This window comes from Bacillus pretiosus (assembly GCF_052947655.1).
Genome location: NZ_CM129593.1, coordinates 1,340,039 through 1,362,086, shown reverse-complemented (window position 1 = coordinate 1,362,086; position 22,048 = coordinate 1,340,039). Strand labels below are relative to the sequence as shown.

24 protein-coding genes and 1 other annotated feature are annotated in these 22,048 nt (G+C 36.6%); of the genes, 7 read left to right on the top strand and 17 right to left on the bottom strand.

Annotation, left to right across the window (positions count from 1 at the left end; genetic code table 11):
* Positions 1 to 2: 2 nt before the first annotated feature.
* From hisG to ACU8YW_RS07080, 11 genes are all read right to left on the bottom strand, one after another.
* Positions 3 to 638 (bottom strand): ATP phosphoribosyltransferase, encoded by a 636-nt coding sequence (gene hisG / locus ACU8YW_RS07130; protein WP_088062646.1) that lies wholly within the window; start codon positions 636 to 638, stop codon positions 3 to 5.
* Positions 614 to 1,876 carry an ATP phosphoribosyltransferase regulatory subunit gene (gene hisZ, locus ACU8YW_RS07125; protein ID WP_088608739.1) on the bottom strand — a complete coding sequence of 421 codons (1,263 nt, stop codon included), beginning with the start codon at positions 1,874 to 1,876 and terminating at the stop codon, positions 614 to 616. Before hisZ ends, hisG begins: the two co-directional genes overlap by 25 nt.
* A gap of 308 nt (positions 1,877 to 2,184) precedes the next feature.
* Positions 2,185 to 2,766 (bottom strand): 3-isopropylmalate dehydratase small subunit, encoded by a 582-nt coding sequence (gene leuD / locus ACU8YW_RS07120; protein WP_000433212.1) that lies wholly within the window; start codon positions 2,764 to 2,766, stop codon positions 2,185 to 2,187.
* On the bottom strand, positions 2,744 to 4,138 hold the full coding sequence (gene leuC, locus ACU8YW_RS07115) for a 3-isopropylmalate dehydratase large subunit (protein ID WP_088608737.1): 1,395 nt from the start codon (positions 4,136 to 4,138) through the stop codon (positions 2,744 to 2,746). The genes leuD and leuC overlap by 23 nt, the downstream gene beginning before the upstream one ends.
* Positions 4,138 to 5,202 (bottom strand): 3-isopropylmalate dehydrogenase, encoded by a 1,065-nt coding sequence (gene leuB / locus ACU8YW_RS07110; protein WP_088608736.1) that lies wholly within the window; start codon positions 5,200 to 5,202, stop codon positions 4,138 to 4,140. Before leuB ends, leuC begins: the two co-directional genes overlap by 1 nt.
* Before the next feature lie 78 nt (positions 5,203 to 5,280).
* The gene (gene leuA, locus ACU8YW_RS07105; RefSeq protein ID WP_076536199.1) at positions 5,281 to 6,801 is read right to left on the bottom strand and encodes a 2-isopropylmalate synthase; all 1,521 of its coding nucleotides are present in this window, start codon (positions 6,799 to 6,801) and stop codon (positions 5,281 to 5,283) included.
* Position 6,802: 1 nt separating this feature from the next.
* Positions 6,803 to 7,819: a ketol-acid reductoisomerase gene (gene ilvC, locus ACU8YW_RS07100; protein WP_097889760.1), complete on the bottom strand. Its 1,017-nt coding sequence runs from the start codon at positions 7,817 to 7,819 to the stop codon at positions 6,803 to 6,805.
* A gap of 20 nt (positions 7,820 to 7,839) precedes the next feature.
* Positions 7,840 to 8,349 (bottom strand): acetolactate synthase small subunit, encoded by a 510-nt coding sequence (gene ilvN, locus ACU8YW_RS07095; protein WP_000822948.1) that lies wholly within the window; start codon positions 8,347 to 8,349, stop codon positions 7,840 to 7,842.
* Positions 8,346 to 10,046 (bottom strand): acetolactate synthase large subunit, encoded by a 1,701-nt coding sequence (gene ilvB, locus ACU8YW_RS07090; RefSeq protein ID WP_088608732.1) that lies wholly within the window; start codon positions 10,044 to 10,046, stop codon positions 8,346 to 8,348. Before ilvB ends, ilvN begins: the two co-directional genes overlap by 4 nt.
* Positions 10,047 to 10,119: 73 nt before the next feature.
* Positions 10,120 to 10,347 (bottom strand) — a binding site (T-box leader).
* 17 nt (positions 10,348 to 10,364) lie between these two features.
* On the bottom strand, positions 10,365 to 11,261 hold the full coding sequence (gene ilvE / locus ACU8YW_RS07085; RefSeq protein ID WP_087985494.1) for a branched-chain-amino-acid transaminase: 897 nt from the start codon (positions 11,259 to 11,261) through the stop codon (positions 10,365 to 10,367).
* A gap of 141 nt (positions 11,262 to 11,402) precedes the next feature.
* Positions 11,403 to 11,609 carry a hypothetical protein gene (locus tag ACU8YW_RS07080; protein ID WP_137036230.1) on the bottom strand — a complete coding sequence of 69 codons (207 nt, stop codon included), beginning with the start codon at positions 11,607 to 11,609 and terminating at the stop codon, positions 11,403 to 11,405.
* A 68-nt stretch (positions 11,610 to 11,677) separates the two neighbouring features.
* Here ACU8YW_RS07080 and ACU8YW_RS07075 point away from each other — a divergent pair, with 68 nt between their 5' ends.
* A complete protein-coding gene (locus tag ACU8YW_RS07075; protein ID WP_000752504.1) occupies positions 11,678 to 11,917 on the top strand; it encodes a DUF3911 family protein in 240 nt (79 codons plus the stop codon).
* 86 nt (positions 11,918 to 12,003) lie between these two features.
* Complete coding sequence (locus tag ACU8YW_RS07070) at positions 12,004 to 12,243, top strand: YkuS family protein (protein ID WP_060489510.1); 240 nt, start codon at positions 12,004 to 12,006, stop codon at positions 12,241 to 12,243.
* A gap of 363 nt (positions 12,244 to 12,606) precedes the next feature.
* Here ACU8YW_RS07070 and ACU8YW_RS07065 read toward each other — a convergent pair whose 3' ends face one another.
* Together ACU8YW_RS07065 and ytfJ are read right to left on the bottom strand one after the other, a co-directional pair.
* Positions 12,607 to 12,696 carry a hypothetical protein gene (locus tag ACU8YW_RS07065; protein WP_000608225.1) on the bottom strand — a complete coding sequence of 30 codons (90 nt, stop codon included), beginning with the start codon at positions 12,694 to 12,696 and terminating at the stop codon, positions 12,607 to 12,609.
* Between the two features lie 108 nt (positions 12,697 to 12,804).
* Entirely contained in the window at positions 12,805 to 13,272 is a 468-nt protein-coding gene (ytfJ, locus tag ACU8YW_RS07060) for a GerW family sporulation protein (protein WP_053078521.1), read from the bottom strand.
* A 202-nt stretch (positions 13,273 to 13,474) separates the two neighbouring features.
* Between ytfJ and ACU8YW_RS07055 the strand changes: the two genes are divergently transcribed.
* On the top strand, positions 13,475 to 13,867 hold the full coding sequence (locus ACU8YW_RS07055) for an imidazole glycerol phosphate synthase (RefSeq protein ID WP_137012683.1): 393 nt from the start codon (positions 13,475 to 13,477) through the stop codon (positions 13,865 to 13,867).
* A 33-nt stretch (positions 13,868 to 13,900) separates the two neighbouring features.
* On the opposite strand, the gene ACU8YW_RS07050 is transcribed toward ACU8YW_RS07055, so the two are convergent.
* Positions 13,901 to 15,244 carry a TrkH family potassium uptake protein gene (locus ACU8YW_RS07050; RefSeq protein ID WP_088062622.1) on the bottom strand — a complete coding sequence of 448 codons (1,344 nt, stop codon included), beginning with the start codon at positions 15,242 to 15,244 and terminating at the stop codon, positions 13,901 to 13,903.
* 1,206 nt (positions 15,245 to 16,450) lie between these two features.
* On the opposite strand from ACU8YW_RS07050, the gene ACU8YW_RS07045 reads away from it, so the two are divergent.
* Entirely contained in the window at positions 16,451 to 17,686 is a 1,236-nt protein-coding gene (locus tag ACU8YW_RS07045; protein WP_000814822.1) for a dicarboxylate/amino acid:cation symporter, read from the top strand.
* Between the two features lie 22 nt (positions 17,687 to 17,708).
* Here the strand turns inward: ACU8YW_RS07045 and ACU8YW_RS07040 are convergent, their stop codons facing one another.
* The gene (locus ACU8YW_RS07040) at positions 17,709 to 17,864 is read right to left on the bottom strand and encodes a hypothetical protein (protein ID WP_000184933.1); all 156 of its coding nucleotides are present in this window, start codon (positions 17,862 to 17,864) and stop codon (positions 17,709 to 17,711) included.
* A 136-nt stretch (positions 17,865 to 18,000) separates the two neighbouring features.
* Positions 18,001 to 18,420, bottom strand: a complete 420-nt coding sequence (locus tag ACU8YW_RS07035; protein WP_137035313.1) for a MarR family winged helix-turn-helix transcriptional regulator — start codon at positions 18,418 to 18,420, stop codon at positions 18,001 to 18,003.
* Between the two features lie 162 nt (positions 18,421 to 18,582).
* Here ACU8YW_RS07035 and ACU8YW_RS07030 point away from each other — a divergent pair, with 162 nt between their 5' ends.
* Positions 18,583 to 19,014, top strand: coding sequence for a YrvL family regulatory protein (locus ACU8YW_RS07030; RefSeq protein WP_087984835.1), 432 nt, complete (start codon positions 18,583 to 18,585; stop codon positions 19,012 to 19,014).
* Between the two features lie 33 nt (positions 19,015 to 19,047).
* Positions 19,048 to 19,635: a thioredoxin family protein gene (locus ACU8YW_RS07025; RefSeq protein ID WP_097890357.1), complete on the top strand. Its 588-nt coding sequence runs from the start codon at positions 19,048 to 19,050 to the stop codon at positions 19,633 to 19,635.
* A 29-nt stretch (positions 19,636 to 19,664) separates the two neighbouring features.
* Here ACU8YW_RS07025 and uppP read toward each other — a convergent pair whose 3' ends face one another.
* Positions 19,665 to 20,456, bottom strand: coding sequence for a bacitracin resistance undecaprenyl-diphosphatase (gene uppP / locus ACU8YW_RS07020; protein WP_060489503.1), 792 nt, complete (start codon positions 20,454 to 20,456; stop codon positions 19,665 to 19,667).
* A 181-nt stretch (positions 20,457 to 20,637) separates the two neighbouring features.
* Between uppP and ACU8YW_RS07015 the strand changes: the two genes are divergently transcribed.
* Positions 20,638 to 22,002, top strand: a complete 1,365-nt coding sequence (locus tag ACU8YW_RS07015; protein ID WP_088062618.1) for an MATE family efflux transporter — start codon at positions 20,638 to 20,640, stop codon at positions 22,000 to 22,002.
* Positions 22,003 to 22,048: the final 46 nt, after the last annotated feature.

The window sequence follows — 22,048 nt, the reverse complement described above, 5'->3', positions numbered from 1 at the left end:
CCCTATTTTCCTGACAAAATTTCTTGCTCCATCATATTTACAATACTGAATATTTCGTCTTTTTTAGTTTTTAATGCAGCCTTATTTACAATCATCCGAGCAGATATAGAATACATTTCCTCAAATACAATGAGCCCATTTTCTTGTAATGTTTTTCCTGTTTCCACAATATCAACAATTGCATCTGCCAATCCAAGAATAGGAGCGATTTCTACAGAACCTTCTATTTTAATAATTTCTACATCCTCCCCTTTATCATGAAAATAGTTAGAAGTAATATGTGGATATTTCGTCGCAATGCGTTTCTTTCGGTAGCTCTTCGGATTATACGTAGGAATAGAAGCAACACAAAACTTACACACGCCCACTCCTAAATCTAACATTTCATAAATATCTTTCTCGTTTTCCATTAAAATATCTTTTCCAACGACCCCAATATCAGCTACTCCATGTTCTACATAAGTAGCAACATCTACTGCTTTCACTAAAATAAATGAGATATCTGTATTTTTACTTTGAAAAACAAGCTTTCGTCCTTTATTTTTGAGCTCCGAACAATCAATTCCAATCTGCTCAAAGAGCGGAATCACATGTTTTTCTAATCTTCCCTTCGTTAACGCAATTTGAATGTTACGCATGAAGTTTCTCCTTCTTTCTGGACTACCCATTTCTCTTTCCATACATATTCCACTAATGATTCGTTCTTCGCCTCAACGACCGTTACTATTTGATTTTTTCTTGCAAATTGAAAGGTGTCATTTACATTAGAGAATAAGGATAGCTCTACTTTTTTCCCGTCCTTTTGAAGTAAATTTCGTAATCTTTCCGCTTCTGCTAATCTATTTAACTCATAATGAATAATAATATCTATTCCCTTTTGTTCATATGGTTCTTGTTGCTCTTGCAGCGCCTTCACAATTTGATTGACTTGCACCGCGAGTCCAACAGCCGGCAGCATCTCTCCAAAATTTCCAATTAACTCATCATATCTTCCGCCACTAACAATTTCTTCTCCTATTTCATATATATACCCTTTGAAAATAACTCCCGTATAGTAATCTAAATGTTGGATCATACCTAAATCAATTGATATGTAAGATCCATAGCCTAGTCTTTCAATTGCTTCATATATTTCTTTCACTCTTGCAATCGCCATTTTCATTTCATTACTTGAGGCGAGTTTTTCTGCTTCCTCAATCACTTCTAAGTTCCCAAATAGTCTTGGTAACTTCTCAAGTAATCTTACTGTTTCATCACATCGATCTAATTTCTTTTCTCTAATAAAATTTGATAGAGCCGCATAATTTTTACTTTCAATGTATGTCCTAAGTACTCTCTCTTCTTCCTCATGAATGGAGAGTTTTTTTACAATACATTTATATAATTGCACTTGCCCAATCTCTATTGTAAAAGATTGTACCTTCACCTTTTGAAGTGATTGAATGACGCTTATGACGCATTCAATTTCAGCTCTTACATTATCAATACCTATAATTTCAATACCACTTTGTACAATTTCATTATATTTTCCAGTAAGGGACTCATTCGCCCGAAATACATTCCCGCCATACGTCAGTTTAAGCGGCGTATCCCACCTCTGCGTTCCCATCACTCTCGCTAAAGGAATTGTCATATCTGGACGTAACACGATAATCCGTCCCTTTTCATCAAAAAATTTATACATCTTTTCTTCATCTATCGGTCTATTTTGAAAGGCAAAAACATCATAAAATTCAATTGTAGGTGTCCTTATTTCCTCATAACCTCGCCCTAAAAAAGTACGTCTTAATTTTTGCTCCACCTCTTCAATTAACGTACATTCTTCGAATAAATAGTCTCTCGTTCCATTTGGGTTTGCCCGTTTCCATTTTGTCATCTAAATTCTCACACCTTTCCCTTTCTAATGTATGCTCATTTCATTCACCTAAACCGAAAATAAAAAGAGCCTTGTAGACAAAATACCTACAAGGCTCTTTAGTAGAGTGTAGGTACAACGGGAATAACCCTTGTACCTACACGTTTTCACGCTAGGTTCAAGGGCTTTATGTATGATGATGTAGTTGTGTAAGCACTTTAATAGATTGCATGATATTCATAATACTTACTCCCTTTCTCCTCTGATTTTTACATAGTATATAATACTTAATTCTGAATGTAAATACTTTTTGAACATTCCGTTATTTCTTAATGTAAAGCTACTCTCCTTTCATACTCTACAATTTCTTGTTCATATTGCATCGTAATACTAATTTCGTCTAGACCATTTAATAATTTCTCTTTCCACATTTTCTCGATTGTAAAATGAAACCTGTGCGTACTTGTTTTAATTACCTCATTCTCTAAATCTACTTCTATTTGTTCTCTCGCATCCGTTATGGCAAGTTGTTCTCGCATTTCTTTATCCATTACAATTGGTAACATACCATTTTTCATACAATTCATATAAAAAATATCTGCAAACCCGCCGGCGATAATAACGCGAAAACCATAATCAGCAAGCGCCCACGGAGCATGTTCTCTTGAAGAACCACAACCAAAATTATCACCTGTAATTAATATACTTGCTCCTTTTCTATTTTGTGCATTAAGCGGAAAATTAGGGTTTTCATGGCGGTTATTATCATAACGCCATTCATCGAATAAATATTTTCCAAATCCCGTCCTTTCAATTCTCTTTAAGTATTGCTTCGGAATAATTTGATCTGTATCAATGTTATTATTCATCAGTACTGCAGCAGTACCTTTATGAATACGAAATGGCTCCATCATAACTCTCCTTTCTAGTATCAACAAAATGACCGTATAACGCAGCTGCTGCCGCCATTGCTGGGCTAACTAAATGTGTTCGTGCCCCTTTTCCTTGTCTTCCTTCAAAATTACGATTTGAAGTCGAAGCACAATGTTCTCCTTCAGGTACTTGATCTGGATTCATTCCAAGACACATTGAACATCCAGGTTCTCTCCATTCAAATCCAGCTTCTTCAAATATGTGATGTAGCCCTTTTTGCATCGCAGCTTCTCTTACTCTTTTCGATCCAGGCACAACGAGCGCTCGCACACCTTCTTTTACCTTTCTCCCTTTCACAACAGATGCAGCAATTTCTAAATCAGAAAGCCTGGAATTTGTACAAGATCCAATGAAAACATGCTGAACAGGAATGTCATACGTGCTTTGTCCAGGGCTTAATCCCATATAAGAAAATGCTCTTTCGTCATTTGCATCCTGCTTTTCTGGCAATTTTTCATCAATACGAACACCCATACTCGGGTTTGTTCCCCATGTAACGTACGGTGCTAAATCCGTCACATCTATCGAAATATGCAAATCATAAATTGCATCTGAATCTGTATAAAGTTCAGACCATTTCTTCTCGAATGTTTCAAAGTCTTTCGGTGCATATTTACGTCCTTTTACATAAGCAAATGTTTTTTCATCTGGTGCTATAATACCAGCCTTTGCTCCTCCTTCAATTGCCATATTACAAAGCGTCATTCTCTCTTCCATCTCCATAGCCTCAATCGTATCTCCGTAAAATTCCATTACATATCCAGTTCCAACTGCTACACCGTACTTTGAAAGGAAATGCAAAATAATATCTTTTGCGTAAACACCTTTCTGTAATTTTCCTTTTAACTCAATACCCATCGCTTTCGGCTTTCGTTGCCATAACGTTTGCGTTGCCAATACATGCTCCACTTCACTCGTACCAATGCCAAATGCTAGTGCGCCAAACGCACCATGCGTTGCTGTATGACTATCACCACAAACAATTGTTTTTCCTGGTTGTGTAAGTCCAAGTTCTGGTCCGATAACATGAACAATCCCTTGCTCTTCATCCCCGATATCCGCTAACGGCACCTGAAATTGTTTACAATTTTCCCGGAGTGTATCTAGTTGCTGCTTCGCAATGCGATCGGTAATATTCCAAACATCTTTCGTTGGAATATTATGATCCATCGTTGCGAATGTTAAATCCGATCTGCGAACCGTTCGATTTGTAAGCCGCAAGCCTTCAAAGGCTTGCGGTGACGTTACTTCATGAACAAGATGAAGATCGATATATAATAAATCTAATCCATTTTCGTTTGTCGTAACTACGTGTCTTTCCCAAAGTTTATCTAGCAGCCTTTTTCCCATTATCTCCCTCTCCCTACTAACGCTTGCTCTTCCATCTCTTGTATAACTGCCTTCGTAAATGAAGTTGTCGTCTCATCTCCTCCGATATCTGCTGTACATTTTCCTAATTTAAGAACTGCAGATATCGCAGATTCAATTGCATTCCCTTCTCTCGTTAATTCAAATGATTGCCCAAGCATCATTGCAACAGAGCGCATCATTGCAATTGGATTTGCCTTATTTTTCCCGGCAATATCCGGTGCTGATCCGTGAATAGGCTCGTATAATGAAGGTCCCTTTTCCGCATGACTTGCTGATGGAAGCATTCCTAATGATCCCGCTAATACTGAAGCCTCGTCACTCAAAATATCCCCAAATAAATTTTCCGTTACAATTACATCAAACCGTCCTGGATTCCGAATTAACTCCATCGCAGCTGCATCTACTAAAATATGTTCTAGTTCAACGTCTGGATAACGAAGTGCTACTTCTTCCGTAATAGTTCTCCATAGTTTACTAGATTCTAAAACATTCGCCTTATCAATAGATGTTACTTTTTTCTTCCGCTTACTCGCTAATTGAAAGGCATAAGAAACGATCCGTTCAATTTCATGACGATGATACGTAAGTGTATCTGTTGCTACTTCGTCCGTTCGTTCTTTCGGATAAGAAAAATAAATTCCGCCTGTTAATTCACGAACAACAACGAAATCAATTTCATCAGCGTTTTTTAATGGCGATAAATGTGCCGTTGCGCTTTCTACCGTTACAGGGCGAACGTTCGCAAATACTCCAAGTCCTTTTCTTAGAGCTAATAATCCTTTCTCCGGTCTTTCTTTCGCGCTATCCCACCTTGGTCCACCAACCGCTCCAAGTAAAACCGCATCACTTGCTAAACAAGCGGCAAGCGTTCGTTGTGGTAATGGTTGCCCATTTAAATCGATAGCACTCCCGCCAAAGTACTCATCTTGTAAGTGAAAATGATGTCCATATAACCTTTCTACCATATGCAATACTTCTTTCGCACTTTCCATAATTTCTGGGCCAACACCATCACCAGCTAAACAAACGATACGTTTTTCCAATTTCAACACTCCTTTTAACTGAATTTTCAGAACTTTAATTTGATAGGTAAGGAAACTTCTCCCTCACCCATCAAACACTTATTTCACAAGCGCTATAAGAGATTTTAATTTCCCTGCTGCATGGACATATGCTCTTGCCGACGCTTCCAATACATCTTGCGCAACACCAAAACCTGATACTTGATGCGTTCCTTCTTTTAATTCAACATGAACATGAGCCAGTGCGTCTTGACCTTGTGTAATAGATTGTATGCGATAATCCGCCAATTCACATTCTAATCCTAAAATTCTTTGGATTGCATTATAGATCGCCTCAATACTACCAGAACCAGTGGCTGCATCTTCGTATGCATTTCCTTCTTCGTCTTTTAGTACAACTGTCGCGCATTGTGTACTATTTGATACGAAATGAACTTGTAGTTGCGTAATGTTATATTGCTGAGCTGCAAATGCTGCTTCACCAAGCATAAGTGCACGTAAATCTTCCTCAGTAATTTCCTTCTTACGATCAGCTAATTTTTTGAACGCTTCAAACACCGCATCTCGTTCTTCCTTTGTAAATTCATAGCCAAGCTCTTTCATTTTTTCTGTAAACGCGTGACGTCCAGAATGTTTTCCAAGTACGAATAGATTTTGAGATTCGCCTATTAGCGCTGGTTCAATAATTTCATATGTTGTCACTTCTTTTAAAACACCATCTTGATGAATTCCGGATTCATGAGCAAATGCATTCGCTCCAACGATCGCTTTATTTTTCGGTACAACCATACCTGTTAATCTGCTTACTAATGTACTCGTCGCTTTAATTTCTTTTAGCGTCATAGAAGACTCCGCCTTATAGAAATCTTTTCTAATATGAAGAGCAACTGCGACCTCTTCTAGCGCCGCATTACCTGCTCTTTCTCCAATTCCATTAATTGTTCCTTCTACTTGCAACGCTCCGCCTTCAACCGCAGCTAATGAATTTGCTACTGCCATCCCAAGATCATCGTGACAATGACAAGAGAAAATTGCTTTTTCATATGAAGGAACGGATTCTTGTAAGTATTTAAAAAGAGAATAATATTCTTCTGGATTCGTATATCCAACTGTATCTGGAATATTAATTACATTCGCTCCTGCACGAATCGCAACTTCAACTGCTTCAGCTAAAAAATCTCTTGCTGTTCTTGTCGCATCTTCTGCAGAAAATTGTACTGTCGGAAATAATGATTTCCCGAGTGTAACCGAGCGGTGAATACTATCTAATACATCTTCTTTTGACATACAAAGTTTATATTTCATATGAATATCACTTGTAGCTAAAAATACGTGTAAACGAGGAGATACAGCACCTTTCACCGCTTCATATGCTCTTCGAATATCACTTTCTTTCGCTCTAGCTAAACTCATAACTGTAGCATTTTGAATGGTATTTGCGATGCGTTTTACCGATTGAAAATCCCCTTCGGAAGCTGCTGCAAAACCAGCTTCCATGACATTAATACCTAGTCTCTCTAATTGCCTTGCAATTTGCAATTTCTCTTGTTCATTTAAATTTACTCCTGGTGATTGTTCGCCATCACGTAGCGTCGTATCCATGAACAAAATCTGCTTCATATTATTTGACCCCTGCCTTTACTCGCGGCTGTACAAACGGCATCATTTCACGTAATTTACGTCCAACTACTTCAATTTCGTGTTCATTCTCTTTCTCATTTGTCGCATGGAAATTTGGTTTTCCTGCTTTATGCTCTGCAATCCAGCCTCTTGCAAATGTACCATCTTGAATTTCTGCTAGCACTGCACCCATCGCTTTCTTCGTATCTTCCGTTACAACGCGTGGTCCTGATACGAAGTCGCCCCACTGCGCTGTATCTGAAACTGAATATCTCATATTTTCAAGTCCGCCTTCATACATCAGGTCAACGATTAGTTTTAGTTCATGTAAACATTCAAAATATGCAAGTTCCGGTTGATAACCAGCATCAACTAACGTTTCAAATCCAGCTTTTACTAGCGCAGTTACTCCACCGCAAAGCACAGCTTGCTCTCCAAATAAATCTGTTTCTGTTTCTTCTTTAAATGTCGTTTCTAATACACCAGCTCTCGTCGCTCCAATCCCATCAGCATAAGAAAGTGCCTTTTCAGTCGCAACTCCTGTTGCATCTTGGTATACTGCAAATAATGCAGGAACAGCTGCGCCTTCAGCAAATGTACGGCGCACAAGATGCCCTGGCCCTTTTGGCGCTACTAGAAATACATCTACATTAGCTGGTGGTTTCACTTGATCAAAGTGAACATTAAATCCGTGTGCAAAAACGAGAGAATTTCCTGCCTTTAAATTTGGCGCAATTTCCGCTTCATATACTTCTGGCTGGAGTTCATCTGGTAGTAGAATCATTACTACATCAGCTTTTTCCGCTGCTTCTGCTACTGTATATACAGAAAATCCATCTTCTTTCGCTTTATCCCAAGACTTCCCTTTTCTTAAACCTATTACTACATCAAATCCGTTATCACGTAAGTTTTGCGCATGCGCATGACCTTGCGAACCATATCCAATGATTGCTACTTTCTTTTCTTTTAATACATTTACCGTTACATCTTTCTCATAATAAACTTTTGTCATTTTCATTTCCCCCTATATTTAAATGATTATTGAATTAACATAACTTGCTTATCTTGTTTTTTCATACTACGCGTAAATGCTGTTACACCTGTTCTAGCAATTTCTTTCAAACCATACGGACGAAGTAATTCAATTAATGCTTCTACTTTCTCCTGCGTACCAGTTACTTGCACAACTATGGAATCCTTCCCAACATCTATTACAGCGGCTCGAAACGGTTCAATTAAACTATATAATTCTGCTCTTGCTACTGATGTTGCTACTTTAATAAGTGCAAGTTCTCTTGCGATCATCGCTTCTTCTGTAATATCTGATACTTTCAGAACATCAATTTGCTTATGAAGTTGTTTAATTAACTGCTCCACTTGCTGTTCATTTTCAACGTGTACAACAATCGTCATCCGCGATATGTCCGATGATTCCGTATGACCTACTGAAATACTTTCAATATTAAAATGTCTTCGTGTCATAACACCCGTAATTCGGTTTAATACACCACTTTGATTTCGAACTGTCGCTGTAACAATTCTCTTCACCTTTTTTCCACTCCCTCCATTTGGTGAACACCTTTCCCTGGCGCAACCATCGGCATTACCTTTTCTGATTGAAGTACACGGCAATCAATTACGACCGGTTCTTTTAATTCAATCGCCTGCTTTATTTGCTTCTTTGCAAGAAGTGGATCATCTATACGAACTCCTTTTATGCCATACGCATTCGCAAGAGCGACGAAATCTGGTTGACACGACAGTAAAGAGTGCGAGTATCTTTGATTATAAAATTCATCTTGCCATTGTCTTACCATTCCTAAAGCTTCATTATTTAAAATAAATACTTTAACAGGCAATGAGTGTTCTTTTAACACACTTAATTCTTGCAAGGTCATTTGAAATCCAGCGTCACCTACAATTGCAATAACTAGTTCCTCAGGCTTTGCAATTTGCGCACCAATTGCTGCTGGAAACCCAAATCCCATCGTTCCTAATCCTCCTGAAGTTACCCATTTATCTGGATTTTTGAGCGGATAATATTGTGCCGCCCACATTTGATGTTGCCCAACATCTGTTGTTACAATCGCTTCTCCTTTCGTAATTTCATATAACATATCAATTGCGTATTGAGGCTTAATACTTTCAGAATTTCGTTTATAAGAGAATGGATACTTTTCTTTTCTACTCTTTAGTAAAGAGATCCATTCATGATGATTTTCTTTCTTTCCTTCTGGTTGAAGTAATACTTCCAAAGCTCGCTTAGCACTTGCAACAATAGGAATTTCAGTCGGCACATTTTTTCCGATTTCGGCTGGATCAATATCGATATGCGCAACAGTCGCCTTTTTAGCAAAATAAGCTAAATTCCCAGTAAGACGATCGTCGAATCTTGCACCTATATTAATAAGTAAGTCGCATTCATATAACGCCATATTGGCTGTGTAAGAACCGTGCATTCCTCCCATCCCTAGAAAAAGTTCATCATCTGGCGGAAACCCACCAAGACCAAGTAATGTATGCACAACAGGAATTTCATATTTACGAGCAAAACTTGTTAACTCTTTCGAAGCCTTCGCATGCAATACACCTGCTCCAGCTAAAATTAACGGCTTGTTTGCAGCGCTAATTGCTTGTAATAATTTGTTTATTTGGAGTAAATTTGGTTCATAATTAGGGTTGTATCCTGGTAAATCCATTTGTACGTCATTACAGCGTTCTCCTTGCTCTACTACCATATCTTTCGGAAGGTCAATAACGACTGGGCCTGGTCTTCCTGTTCTAGCAATATGAAATGCTTCTTTAATAATTCGAGGTAAATCTGAAGCCTTTCGCACTTGATAGTTATGTTTTGTCACCGGCATCGTAAGCCCCATAATATCCGCTTCTTGGAAAGCATCACTTCCAATTAACGTCGTTGCTACTTGCCCTGTAAATACAACAAGTGGTAATGAATCAATCATCGCATCTGCTAGACCGGTAATAACATTTGTAGCACCTGGCCCACTCGTTGCAATGACAACCCCTGGATTGCCAGTAATTCTGGCATACCCTTCCGCGGCGTGAATAGCTCCTTGCTCATGCCTTGTTAAAATATGCGGAATTTCACAGTCATAGAGTGCATCATAAAGAGGTAAAACAGCACCACCAGGATAACCGAAAATCACTTCTACTCCTTCCTTTTCTAACGCTTCTAACAATAGCTGTGCACCAGTTGCCAGTTTCTCTTGCGTTTTTGAAGACATTGTTCTTATAAGCCCCCTTTTTGAAAATTTTTATCAATAAAAAAAATCCTACGTCCACACTCCAGCTATGTGCTGAAGGGACGAAAGATTTCGCGGTACCACCCTTCTTCGCAAGAATACTCTTGCCTCAGTGACCCATAAATGAGTCTAGCTAATAACGGAGCTACCGTCTAAGCCTAGACAAATGCTTCAGCTTAGCACTCAAGGGCGATGTTCGTCGACGTGAACCATCGGTTTTCAGCAACCACCGACTCTCTGTGAGGCTTCACAATCAACTACTCCTCCCTCTCAACGCTTTCTTATTGTTATAAAGAGTTGTTATCCAACTTTATTTTCTTCGTAAATCTTCTCTCCATCTTCTACAACTAACTTTCGGAATTCTTCTAATAAACGATTCGTATGTAGACCTGTTTGCCCTAAACCAATCGTTCTACCATCTACTGTCGTAACAGCAATTACTTCAGCAGCCGTTCCTGTTAAAAATACTTCATCAGCTACATATACATCATGCCTTGTAAATAACTCTTCTCTAACGTCATATCCAAGTTTTTCACCGATTTCTAATATAGCGTTTCGTGTAATGCCTTCTAACGCTCCAGCAGAACTTGGTGGTGTAATTAATTTATTTCCTTTTACAATAAACACGTTATCTCCTGAGCCTTCAGCTACGTATCCTTGATCATTTAACATAAGTGCTTCTTGTACTCCAGCTAATTTCGCTTCAATACGAACTAAAATATTGTTTAAGTAATTTAAAGATTTTACTTGAGGCGACAAAACATCTGGACGGTTTCGGCGCGTTGCAACTGTTACAACTGGAATCCCCTTTTCATAATATTCTTGCGGGAATAAAGATAGTTGTTCTGCAATTACTACTACATTCGGTTTCTTACAAGAATCAGGATCTAATCCAAGATTTCCTGCTCCTCTCGATACAACAAGGCGAATGTATCCATTAGATAATTTATTTTGTCGAATCGTCTCAACAACAATATTCGTTACTTCATCTAAAGAATATGGAATTTCTAACATGATGGATTTTGCTGATTCATATAACCGGACAAGATGCTCTCTCAAACGGAAAACATTACCGCTATATACTCTAATTCCTTCAAATACTCCATCGCCATATAAATAACCATGATCATATACTGAAACTTTTGCCTCGTCTTTTGGAACAAATTCTCCATTTAAGAAAATCCATTGCTCGTTCACTGGAAAGCGCCTCCTATGTTCTATGAATTTTTTATTGTTTCCTAGTTTACTCTCCTTTCTAAATAAATCAAGTGAATTTTTAGAAAATTTATAATTTTTAATCGTACGTACATCTTTGATTATATTGATTTAACAGCATTGTTAACGTTTACAAAAAGTCAAAAAATTTTTTTCGTCAATTTCCACTAAAAAAAATATTTGTTTAAAAGAAGGATTTTCATCAATTGATACGAATCTATTGTATTCAATAAACGGACGTCCGTTTTTATAAATTCGGTAATATATAACGACTTTTGCTGAAAAAGGGGGAAAATAATAAAAATAACGCTGTCTAAAAATAACATTCATATTTTTCGTTTCGTAATCATAATCCTATTTTTAAAAAACAATTTGTCAAAATGAAGGAGGAAATCAATATGGCGTGTGTACAAATTAAAGGAACGAGACAAGAGGTAGTAGAAATGCTTCAACTATTTGATCTAATGGATACGAAAGGTTTTTGTAAATTCGATAATTATGTAGAGGTAGAACCAAATAATAAAGAACATAATAATTTTATTGCTTCAATTGACATTCATTCAAATACTTCTTCTGCCCAAGATACTTTAAACGATCAATTCGTAAGTCAAATGCTTACTGGTGTATATAACGACTAAACAAAGATTTACTTCCTACCGTCTTTTCATAAATATATGCAGTGGACTTGAGCATACTAGCAACTAGATGGTAGGAGGTGAGAATTATGGCTAGAATTGGCGTTGAAAACTCATTAACAGATGTTCAACAAGCTCTTCAGCAACAGGGACATGAAGTTGTTACCCTTGGCTCCGAACAGGATGCACAAGGGTGCGATTGTTGTGTTGTAACTGGGCAAGATTCTAATATGATGGGTATTGCAGATGCATCAATTAAGGGATCGGTAATTGCAGCTCATGGTTTAACAACAGATGAAATTTGTCAGCAAGTAGAGAGCCGCACTTAAATGTATTATACAAAAAGAAAGAGGACTCCTTTTCAAAAGGAGTCCTCTTTTTTATATTCACCTAACGGGAAAGTAACATATACTGGATGAAAGCCCTACCTCTCTCTCATCATTACGGTTCCACTGACCGCTCCTTGATTCACTAGTATACATATAAAGCCTACAATAATAATTTATAGGGTTTGTTCACAAAAGTTGTTGGTAAGACTACCCGATCTTTCGCAAACTTTTCGTATTATATTTATAAGATTTATTTACTTTACACTAGCTGTAACCGAGACACGAATTAAAATTTTAACACTAATACAATAACTTGTCAACATTTTTTGTAAATTAAAAACAGACAGTAACGGTTTGTCTGTTTTAGAATGGAGCTTTTTCTTTTATTACATATACAACAAAACCGCTTACTAACATACATAAGCCAACTACTAAGTTTTTGATATTAATCATAAATTCCTCTCCCTTATTCCACACATCATATATATTTACAGTTCAATTATTCCGATCATCTTAAAGCGCACTTTTTCTAATATATCATAATTCCTAAAAAATGCAAGTTCACTTTTGGCGACCATTTACAAATTTATCTACAGTGCTTGGTACCGTATTTAAAGCCTTTTCAATTAAATGTGTACTACTATTGAGGTGTAATACTTGCACACCGTTAGAACCGACTACTAAAAAAGCAACTGGGCTAATAGAAACCCCAGCCCCGCTTCCGCCTCCAAATGGATGGCTTTGCTTCTTCTCTTTATGCTGCCCTTGTCCGTTATTATGCTTTTCGGAAATAAAATCACCTTTAAAGTCACTTCCGCCGGCACCAAAACCAAAAGCCACTTGAGATACTGTTAATACTACATTTCCATCAGCTGTTGAAACTGGACTTCCGACAATCGTATTTACATCTACCATCTCTTTTAAATTTGTCATTGCTGTTTTCATTAAATCTTCAATTGGATGTTCCATTATGTATTGCACCCTTTCCTCATTATTCTTTTTTATACTTTCCAAAATAGAGGAAGTCATACTAACTTTTCCTATTTCAAAAAAACAATTTTACTCTTCTAAGTGGAATTACGCCTTGTACTCGTTCGGATAAAGTGAAACTTTAATCAGCAGGGCTTTGTTCATCCCCCATTGATTATTAGCCATCAGCAATCAGATGTTTACGGGCTACAATAGCGGGATAAAAAAGAAAAAGAGATGCATACTACTATTGAACCTTGTTATGAAAGGAGCCATGACTTTGACTGAGAAATTTGATGAGTATAAAAAAAGAGATAGAATAGATAGTGATTATAGTGACTATAAAGAAGAATATGCAGCTGAGGTTGCACCACAGCGCATTGATTATGATTACGATGAGAAAGATAATAAAGATGATGTAAGATCGTCCGCCGCTGGATCAACTGCTGGCTTTATCGCTCTTGCCTTATCTATCTTATCACTCTTTACCTTCCCAACATTATTTGGTCTTGTTTCTGTATTACTAGGAATTTACGCTTATAATCGCGGAGCTACTGTAACTGGTGGTATCGCTGCGATTGTCGGCGGAATTGCAGCACTCATTGCAATTTTATTCCGAGTAGCACTTGTCGGATTATTGTTCTCCCTTTTTTAAAAAGAAAAAGGTATCTCGCTTATGCGGGATACCTTATCCTGTAAATACATCTTCCGATGGATATTTAATTTTTTGTTTTGCTGGTCGCGCTAAAGAAAAAACAAGTGTTAACGGTCCAATTAATCCACAAAACATAACAAACATAATAATACATTTTCCAAACGCTGATAACTTTGCAGTAATCCCCATCGTTAACCCTACTGTTCCAAACGCTGAAATTGTTTCAAATAGTAACTGAATAAAACTAAAGTTTTCTGTAAGCATTAATACAAATACTGCTGCAAAAATGAGTATTTGACTGGCAACAGCAATGGCTAACGCTCTCGTTACTGTTGACATTTTTATCGTGCGCTGAAATAAAACGATTTCCTCTTTTTTTCTAAAGAAAGAAAGGACGGATGTAACTAAAATAACAAACGTTGTTAATTTAATCCCTCCACCTGTCGATACACTTCCTGCACCAATAAACATTAAAACCATCGTAAATAATATAGATGATTCTTCCATCCCCCCGTAGTCAACTGTATTAAATCCAGCAGTACGAGGAGTAATACCTTGGAAGAAAGAAGCCCATAACTTTTCATTTAAAGGTAAATCTCCTAACGTCTTCACATTATTATATTCCAATACAAAAATCACAATCATTGCTATAACATTTAACGCTACCGTTCCAACAATCATGATTTTAGAATGAAGGGATAATTTTCGAAAGCTACGACTATACCATATATCAATTAATACGGTAAAACCGAGACCACCAATTACGATTAATGAGCAAATCCCTATATTAACAATAGGATCTCCTACATACCTCGTTAAATTATCCGGCCATAGAGCAAATCCAGCATTATTATAAGATGCAATAACATGAAAAATACTATAGTATACACCTTTTCCAAAGCCAAACTCTGGAACAAAGCGAAACGATAAAAAGATGACTCCAATAAGCTCAATACAAATTGAAAATATAAAGACACGTTTTACTAATTTTACAAGACCACCTATATTTGTTTGATTAAATGCCTCTCCGATTAATAATCGATGGCGTAACCCGATTTTTTTACCTAATACCCAAACAATTAAAATGGCAATTGTCATAAGACCTAAACCACCTGTTTGAATTAAAAACATAATAACAATCTCGCCAAACATCGTAAACGTACTTGCAGTATCTACTACTCCTAATCCGGTTACAGTTGCTGCTGACGTTGCCGTAAAGAAAGCATCTACCCAACTAATATGTACTTTCGTTGCGAATGGTAACTTTAATAACAAACCGCCAACCACAATTAAGCAGAAAAAACCTAGTGCTAATATTTGTGGTGGATTTAATCGTATAAAACGATTATACAGCCCTTGTCTTTTTGTTACTTCCATGTTCACTAACTCCCTTTTCCCCTCATAACTAAAGGCTTATAAGAAACCTTACATAGCGGGATAAACCTTATATTCTTATAATATAGTTGAGCATAATCCTTTTTTTTAAAGATTTCAACTTTTATTTATACTCGAACTCCACTTCATTTTATGACAAGAAACTTTCTATTATATTTATTCGTACTCTACAACTCTCGCAACAATCATTTTATATGTATCATTTCTCAAATTCTCATACCTTTCACTCTATGTTCACATCAAGGTCACATCCAACTTTTATAGTATATGTATCGAAGTTGTTCCTCCCTAATTTATAAGACATTCCCCAGTGTCTTGAACAACTTCCATCCCTAATTAAATTGACATAAATTGTCCCCTTCCTTAGGCCATCATTTGCGATGGTCTTATTTTTTTGTTTACTCTATACTTTATATAAAACTCCCTCTCTCTTTCACTCTATGTTCACATGGGGGTCACATCCAACTTTTATAGTATATGTATCGAAGTTGTTCCTCCCTAATTTATAAGACATTCCCCAGTGTCTTGAACAACTTCCATCCCTAATTAAATTGACATAAATTGTCCCCTTCCTTAGGCCATCATTTGTGATGGTCTTATTTTTTGTTTACTCTACCTCTTATTTAAAACTCCCTCTCTCTTTCACTCTATGTTCACATGGGGGTCACATCCAACTTTTATAGTATATGTATCGAAGCTGTTCCTCCCTAATTTATAAGACATTCCCCAGTGTCTTTGAATAGCTTCCATCCCTAATTAAATTGACATAAATTGTCCCCTTCCTTAGGCCGTCATTTGTGATGGTCTTATTTTTTTGTTTACTCTATCTTCTATTTAAAACTCCCTCTCTCTTTCACTCTATGTTCACGTGGGGGGCACATCCAACTTTTATAGTATATGTATCGAAGCTGTTCCTCCCTAATTTATAAGACATTCCCCAGTGTCTTTGAATGGCTTCCATCCCTAATTAAATCGACATAAATTGTCCCCTTCCCTAGACCATCCTATGTGATGGTCTACTTTGTGTTCTAACTAGATTCCCCAACTTTTTTGCTTACTTTAGCAAAAGCAATCTATATTTAAATACATATTTTCATACAAAATATTCAGAAAATACTGTCAAAATAGGCGGTTTTTCTGTACAATTAATGTAGAAAGTAATTTCACAAAAATAAAGGGGGGGTTTTATTGAAACAAACAAAAGCAATCTTAATCGCATTATTTCTCGGTTTAGTCGTCGGACTCACTTTAAATTTAGCTGCACCATCCATTTTTGAACCATTAAATCAATATGTGTTCAATCCACTTGGTCAATTATTTATTCGCCTCATTAAAATGCTAGTTGTTCCTGTTGTATTCATTTCTATCGTGCTTGGATCTGCTGGGCTTGGAGACCCGAAACAACTTGGAAGAATCGGCTTAAAATCAATTTCATTCTTTCTTGTAACTACAGCCGTTGCCATCTCTATTGCAGTTACATTTGCACTGATTATACAACCAGGATCTGGCGGTAACTTTAAAACCGAAGGGCTTAAATATGAAGGGGCAAAAACCGAAACATCTTTCGTCGATACATTGCTAAATATCGTACCAGATAACCCAGCAAAAGCGATGGCTGATGGAAACATGTTACAAATTATTGCCTTTGCCGTATTAATCGGACTCGGTATAGCTATTTTAGGAAAACGGGTTCAAGGTATCCATTCATTACTTGAACAGGGCAACGAATTAATGATGTATCTTGTTAATCTCGTTATGAAATTAGCTCCAATCGGAACATTTGGATTGCTCGCTTCATCCGTTGGTAAAATGGGTCTTGCAGGCGTCGCTGCGATGTTCAAGTATATGATTGTCGTTATGCTAGTACTTATTATTCACGGCGTCTTCGTCTATGGCGGATTATTAAAGGTATTAGCAAAAGAAAGTATTGTCCGTTTCTTTAAACATTTCGGACCGGTAATGGCAATTGGGTTTAGTACATCTAGCTCTAATGCATCTCTTCCGTTTGCAATGAAAACAGCACAAGAAAAACTTGGCGTTCCAAAAGCGATAAGTTCTTTTGTACAACCACTAGGTGCAACAATTAATATGGATGGTACTGCCATTATGCAAGGTGTAGCAACTGTGTTTATCGCTCAAGTATACGGAGTTGAGCTTACTATGTCCCAATTAGCTGTCGTCGTATTAACTGCTGTACTAGCTAGTATCGGTACTGCTGGTGTACCAGGTGTTGGACTTGTAATGCTTACGATGGTTTTAAATCAAGTAAATCTACCGGTAGAAGGTATTGCCTTAATTATCGGTATTGATCGCATTTTAGATATGTCAAGAACAGCTGTAAATATTTCCGGTGATGCAATTTGCGCAATGATCGTCGCAAAATCAGAAGAAAAATATAATACGGATCAATCCGCAGCATCTTAAATCAAAAAAGGAGTGAATTATTTCACTCCTTTTTTGATTTACTTCCTTTTTTCGAACGATATTCTTTTCCTTTATTATCATTACCAGTCTCAAATTCAGTACTAAACTCTTGCTGAAATTGTCCTGATTTTGGTGAGCCTTGATTTCCGCTTCCTTTACTACCATTTCGATTTGTCATATGTCTGCCCCCTTCCTTTACTAGTAGTATGTTACATATTTTCTTTTTTATAATCTTTTACATACGAAAGAAGACCTTCCTCTCATAAGGAAGGTCTTCTCCTTTATTACGTAAGCGTTTTCTTACCTGTGATGAATTAAATAAGTTTTTTAGAAATTGATATCATTATATTCATTTCTTCTTCTGAAAGCGTGGAGAATCTTTCTTGTAAATATTTCTTTTTCTCCCCTTCCATTTTTGCAACTAAATCTTTTCCTTGTTCTGTAATCTCCAAATATACAACTCTGCGATCTGACGTAGAACGTGAACGAGTTACAAAACCTTTATTAATTAATTTTTCTGTAACAGCTGTAATATGACTATTCGACACATTTAACTCATTGGCTACACGTGATACCATTTCTTTATTCGTACGATTCAATATTCTAAGGACGATGAACTCATTCCACGGTATGTAACCACCAAATATCTTTCCAATATCATTACGCAACGTGCGGAACATAGCAAAAACATTTGTCGATAGTTCTTCCATTAATTGCTCTCGATTTTGAGACAACTTTGACAGCCCCTTTTATTTCATTTAGTTAAATAAAAACCTTATTAATAATTTTACATGAAATCTTACTTTTTGTCACCTTATTTTCCCACAATTCGTAGTTTTTTAATAGATATTTCATGATACAATAAAGTTGATTTTCCAGAAAAAGGGGATGGAATAGTGAGTGAAGAAGAAAAATTTTCTAATCTCAATCTAAAAGATAAGACTTTGATTATTGGTTTTGTTATTCTGTTTCTCATTATAATTTTTGCATTTATATTCTTTGTTTATGTAGGAATCTTTCATATTACAGGTATAGAGTATAGATCACGCACTGCTTTACTTCTATTTTTTCTATTAATCACTTTCTTAGACGGTATTACATTCTTTATCTTCGGTTTCCTCAAGGCGTTGCTATATCCAATGACAAAAAACATGCCAAATTGGCTGGCTATTACTCTTTTTGCAATCATTGAAATTACGCTAGATTGGTTCGTCATTCATACTGCCGATGATTGGATAGAGAGCGTACAACTGTCCAATCTTACTGAATTATGTGTCGTACTATTCCTTTTCCTATTAAATCAATTATTAAGTGACAAGAAAGAGTAAGAATGCAAGCTTTTCTATATAAAAATTGGTACAATGAAAACAAATCATACTAAAGAGGTGTTACTTATGAACTTACAACAATGGGCTGATAAAGGTATGTCCTTTGATACATATGTGAATGAAATGAAAGTAAATCAATATGAGCTACTGCACATTTACAATAACTTTTCAATTCCAAATGAATTACTTCCTGTATTAGAAGAACGCCAAAATGATGGCTGGCGTGTTATCGTATTAACAGCTGATTGGTGTGGTGACGCTCTTTTATGCGTACCTGTTATGAAACGAATTTCTGAAGTTGCAAATATTGATATGAGATTATTAATTCGCGATGAAAACTTAGAATTAATGGATCAATATTTAACAAATGGAACAGCACGTGCCATTCCAATTTTTATTTTCATTGATAAAGATGGAAATGAACAAGCCGCTTGGGGACCACGCGCTCCAAAAGTACAAGAGTTAGTAACTTCAATGCGCGCTACATTGCCTGAAAAAGAAGATCCAACATTCGAAGAGAAACAAAAAGAAATGTACGCTAATTTCCGTGCTACATTAGCTGATGATACTTCTCTTTGGGAACATGTAATGGAAAGCATGATGGAAAAAGTAGTAAAATAAAAAAACTGCCGAACTCGGCAGTTTTTTTATTACATAATGAAGAAATAGAATACCGCAGCTAAAATGAAACGATAGTAAGCGAACGGTGTTAGTTTTACACGACCTAATAATTTTAAGAATGAAACAATTGCAAGCATCGCAACAACGAATGCTGTAATAAATCCTGTTGCAAATAACGGGATATCAGCCGCACTTAATATATCCCAGCTTTTAATTAAATCTAAACCACTTGCAGCTACCATCATTGGTACTGCTAAAATAAATGTATATTCAGCCGCCGCTGTATGTGACACGCGAGCTAATAAACCACCACTTATTGTAGAACCAGAACGAGAAAATCCTGGCCAAAGCGCTAAACATTGGAACATCCCAATTGTAAATGCTTGCTTATATGTGATTTCATCTAATGTTCTTGCTGTACTTGGTTTCGAAAACTTCTCAGCAACAATCATTAAAATACCACCAGCCACTAAACTGATGACAACTGGGCCTGGCCCAAATAAAACTTCTTTAATCGCACTATGGAACAATACGCCAAGTACGCCGGCAGGAATCATCCCGATAATAATATGTAATAAATTTAACGATGGTCCATCTGTTACTTTCCCAATACCTACTAAAGACCATAGACGCTTCCAAAATATAACAACAACTGCTAAAATCGATCCCAATTGAATAACAACTTCGAAAACTTTCGCTCTCTCGTCGTCAAATCCAAGTAAATGACCTGTTAAAATCATATGTCCTGTTGATGAAACTGGTAAAAACTCTGTTAAACCTTCAACAGCACCCATGATTATTCCAATTAACCAATCAGCCACGAGTAGTGCCTCCTTAATAACAAATATGTAATTTTTCACACCTTATCATAATACCTTATCCCCTTTTAAAGTGCATCCTTTTTTTATTGATTGTACATGTTGTATGCGCGTATTTCTTTTCTATTTTTTGATTAAATTGTATGATAGTATGAGTTTGTTTTTTTAGCGGAAAGGGGATTTTATGAAAGAAACTAATTCATTCTCACAAAAATTAAAGCAATTTGTATTACTATTTTTCCCGATTTTCGTAACGCAAATGTCATTATTTGCAATGAGTTTTTTCGATACGACAATGTCCGGGCACGCAAGTCCTATTGATTTAGCGGGTGTTGCTATCGGAACAAGTATATGGCTTCCCGTTAGTACCGGATTAACAGGAATTTTAATGGCTACTACTCCAATTGTTGCGCAGCTAGTTGGATCAAAGAAAAAAGAGGATGTTCCCCAAGTTGTCATACAAGCAGTATATTTAGCAATTTGTGCTAGTTTCGTGGTCATCCTTATCGGTTTCTTCACTGTTTCACCTATTTTAAACGGCATGCGCCTGGAAGAACCCGTGGAACGTATTGCGGCACAATTTTTAAGTATTATTGCAATTGGAATTATCCCTTTATTTACTTACACTGTTTTACGCGGCTTTATTGATGCATTAGGAAAAACTCGCACAACGATGATCATTACATTACTATCATTACCAATTAACGTAGTATTAAATTATGTATTAATTTTTGGTCATTTCGGTTTTCCAAAACTCGGTGGTGTTGGAGCGGCAATTGCTTCTGCAGCAACCTATTGGTGCATTTTAATCATTACCGTTATTATTATTCGTACGAAAGAGCCTTTCGCATCTTTCAATATATTTAAACAATTATATCGTCCTTCTCTTTCAAGTTGGACTGAATTCTTAAAACTTGGCGTCCCTATCGGATTTGCTATCTTTTTTGAAACGAGTATTTTCGCTGCGGTGACACTTATGATGAGTAATTTTAGTACGACAACAATCGCTGCTCATCAAGCAGCTATGAACTTCGCTTCCTTGTTATATATGACTCCTTTAAGTTTAGCAATGGCAATGACCATCGCTGTTGGATTTGAAGTTGGAGCAAAGCGATACAATAACGCAAAACAATATGGATTTATCGGGATTGGCTTAGCACTTGCATTCGCCCTATTATATTCAATTCTTCTCTACTTCTTTGATGATGCAATTGCTTCAATTTATACGACAGATATACAAGTTCATCATTTAGCAAAAGAATTTCTTATATTTGCGATTTTATTTCAAATTTCAGATGCAATTGCAACTCCTGTACAAGGGGCACTACGTGGTTATAAAGACGTAAATGTTTCCTTAATTATGACATTAATCGCTTACTGGGTAATAGGTCTCCCTCTCGGTTACATATTAGCAACTTATACTGACTGGGCAGCAAAAGGATATTGGATCGGTCTTATTATCGGTCTAGCATTTGGCGCTATCTTCCTTCTTGTCCGTCTCTTTCAAGTTCAAAGAAAATATACAACAGAAAACCGCCGCTCACGATAGAGGGGCGGTTTTCTTTATGCATATTTTTTCTTTGAACGTATAACAT

Coding starts and splice junctions, on each gene's coding strand:
- hisG (WP_088062646.1), bottom strand. CDS start 638: ATGCGTAACATTCAAATTGCGTTAACGAAGGGAAGATTAGAAAAACAT.
- hisZ (WP_088608739.1), bottom strand. CDS start 1,876: ATGACAAAATGGAAACGGGCAAACCCAAATGGAACGAGAGACTATTTA.
- leuD (WP_000433212.1), bottom strand. CDS start 2,766: ATGGAGCCATTTCGTATTCATAAAGGTACTGCTGCAGTACTGATGAAT.
- leuC (WP_088608737.1), bottom strand. CDS start 4,138: ATGGGAAAAAGGCTGCTAGATAAACTTTGGGAAAGACACGTAGTTACG.
- leuA (WP_076536199.1), bottom strand. CDS start 6,801: ATGAAGCAGATTTTGTTCATGGATACGACGCTACGTGATGGCGAACAA.
- ilvC (WP_097889760.1), bottom strand. CDS start 7,819: ATGAAAATGACAAAAGTTTATTATGAGAAAGATGTAACGGTAAATGTA.
- ilvB (WP_088608732.1), bottom strand. CDS start 10,046: ATGTCTTCAAAAACGCAAGAGAAACTGGCAACTGGTGCACAGCTATTG.
- ACU8YW_RS07080 (WP_137036230.1), bottom strand. CDS start 11,609: ATGAATGTTATTTTTAGACAGCGTTATTTTTATTATTTTCCCCCTTTT.
- ACU8YW_RS07075 (WP_000752504.1), top strand. CDS start 11,678: ATGGCGTGTGTACAAATTAAAGGAACGAGACAAGAGGTAGTAGAAATG.
- ACU8YW_RS07070 (WP_060489510.1), top strand. CDS start 12,004: ATGGCTAGAATTGGCGTTGAAAACTCATTAACAGATGTTCAACAAGCT.
- ACU8YW_RS07065 (WP_000608225.1), bottom strand. CDS start 12,696: ATGATTAATATCAAAAACTTAGTAGTTGGCTTATGTATGTTAGTAAGC.
- ytfJ (WP_053078521.1), bottom strand. CDS start 13,272: ATGACTTCCTCTATTTTGGAAAGTATAAAAAAGAATAATGAGGAAAGG.
- ACU8YW_RS07055 (WP_137012683.1), top strand. CDS start 13,475: ATGAAAGGAGCCATGACTTTGACTGAGAAATTTGATGAGTATAAAAAA.
- ACU8YW_RS07050 (WP_088062622.1), bottom strand. CDS start 15,244: ATGGAAGTAACAAAAAGACAAGGGCTGTATAATCGTTTTATACGATTA.
- ACU8YW_RS07040 (WP_000184933.1), bottom strand. CDS start 17,864: ATGACAAATCGAAATGGTAGTAAAGGAAGCGGAAATCAAGGCTCACCA.
- ACU8YW_RS07025 (WP_097890357.1), top strand. CDS start 19,048: ATGAAAACAAATCATACTAAAGAGGTGTTACTTATGAACTTACAACAA.
- ACU8YW_RS07015 (WP_088062618.1), top strand. CDS start 20,638: ATGAAAGAAACTAATTCATTCTCACAAAAATTAAAGCAATTTGTATTA.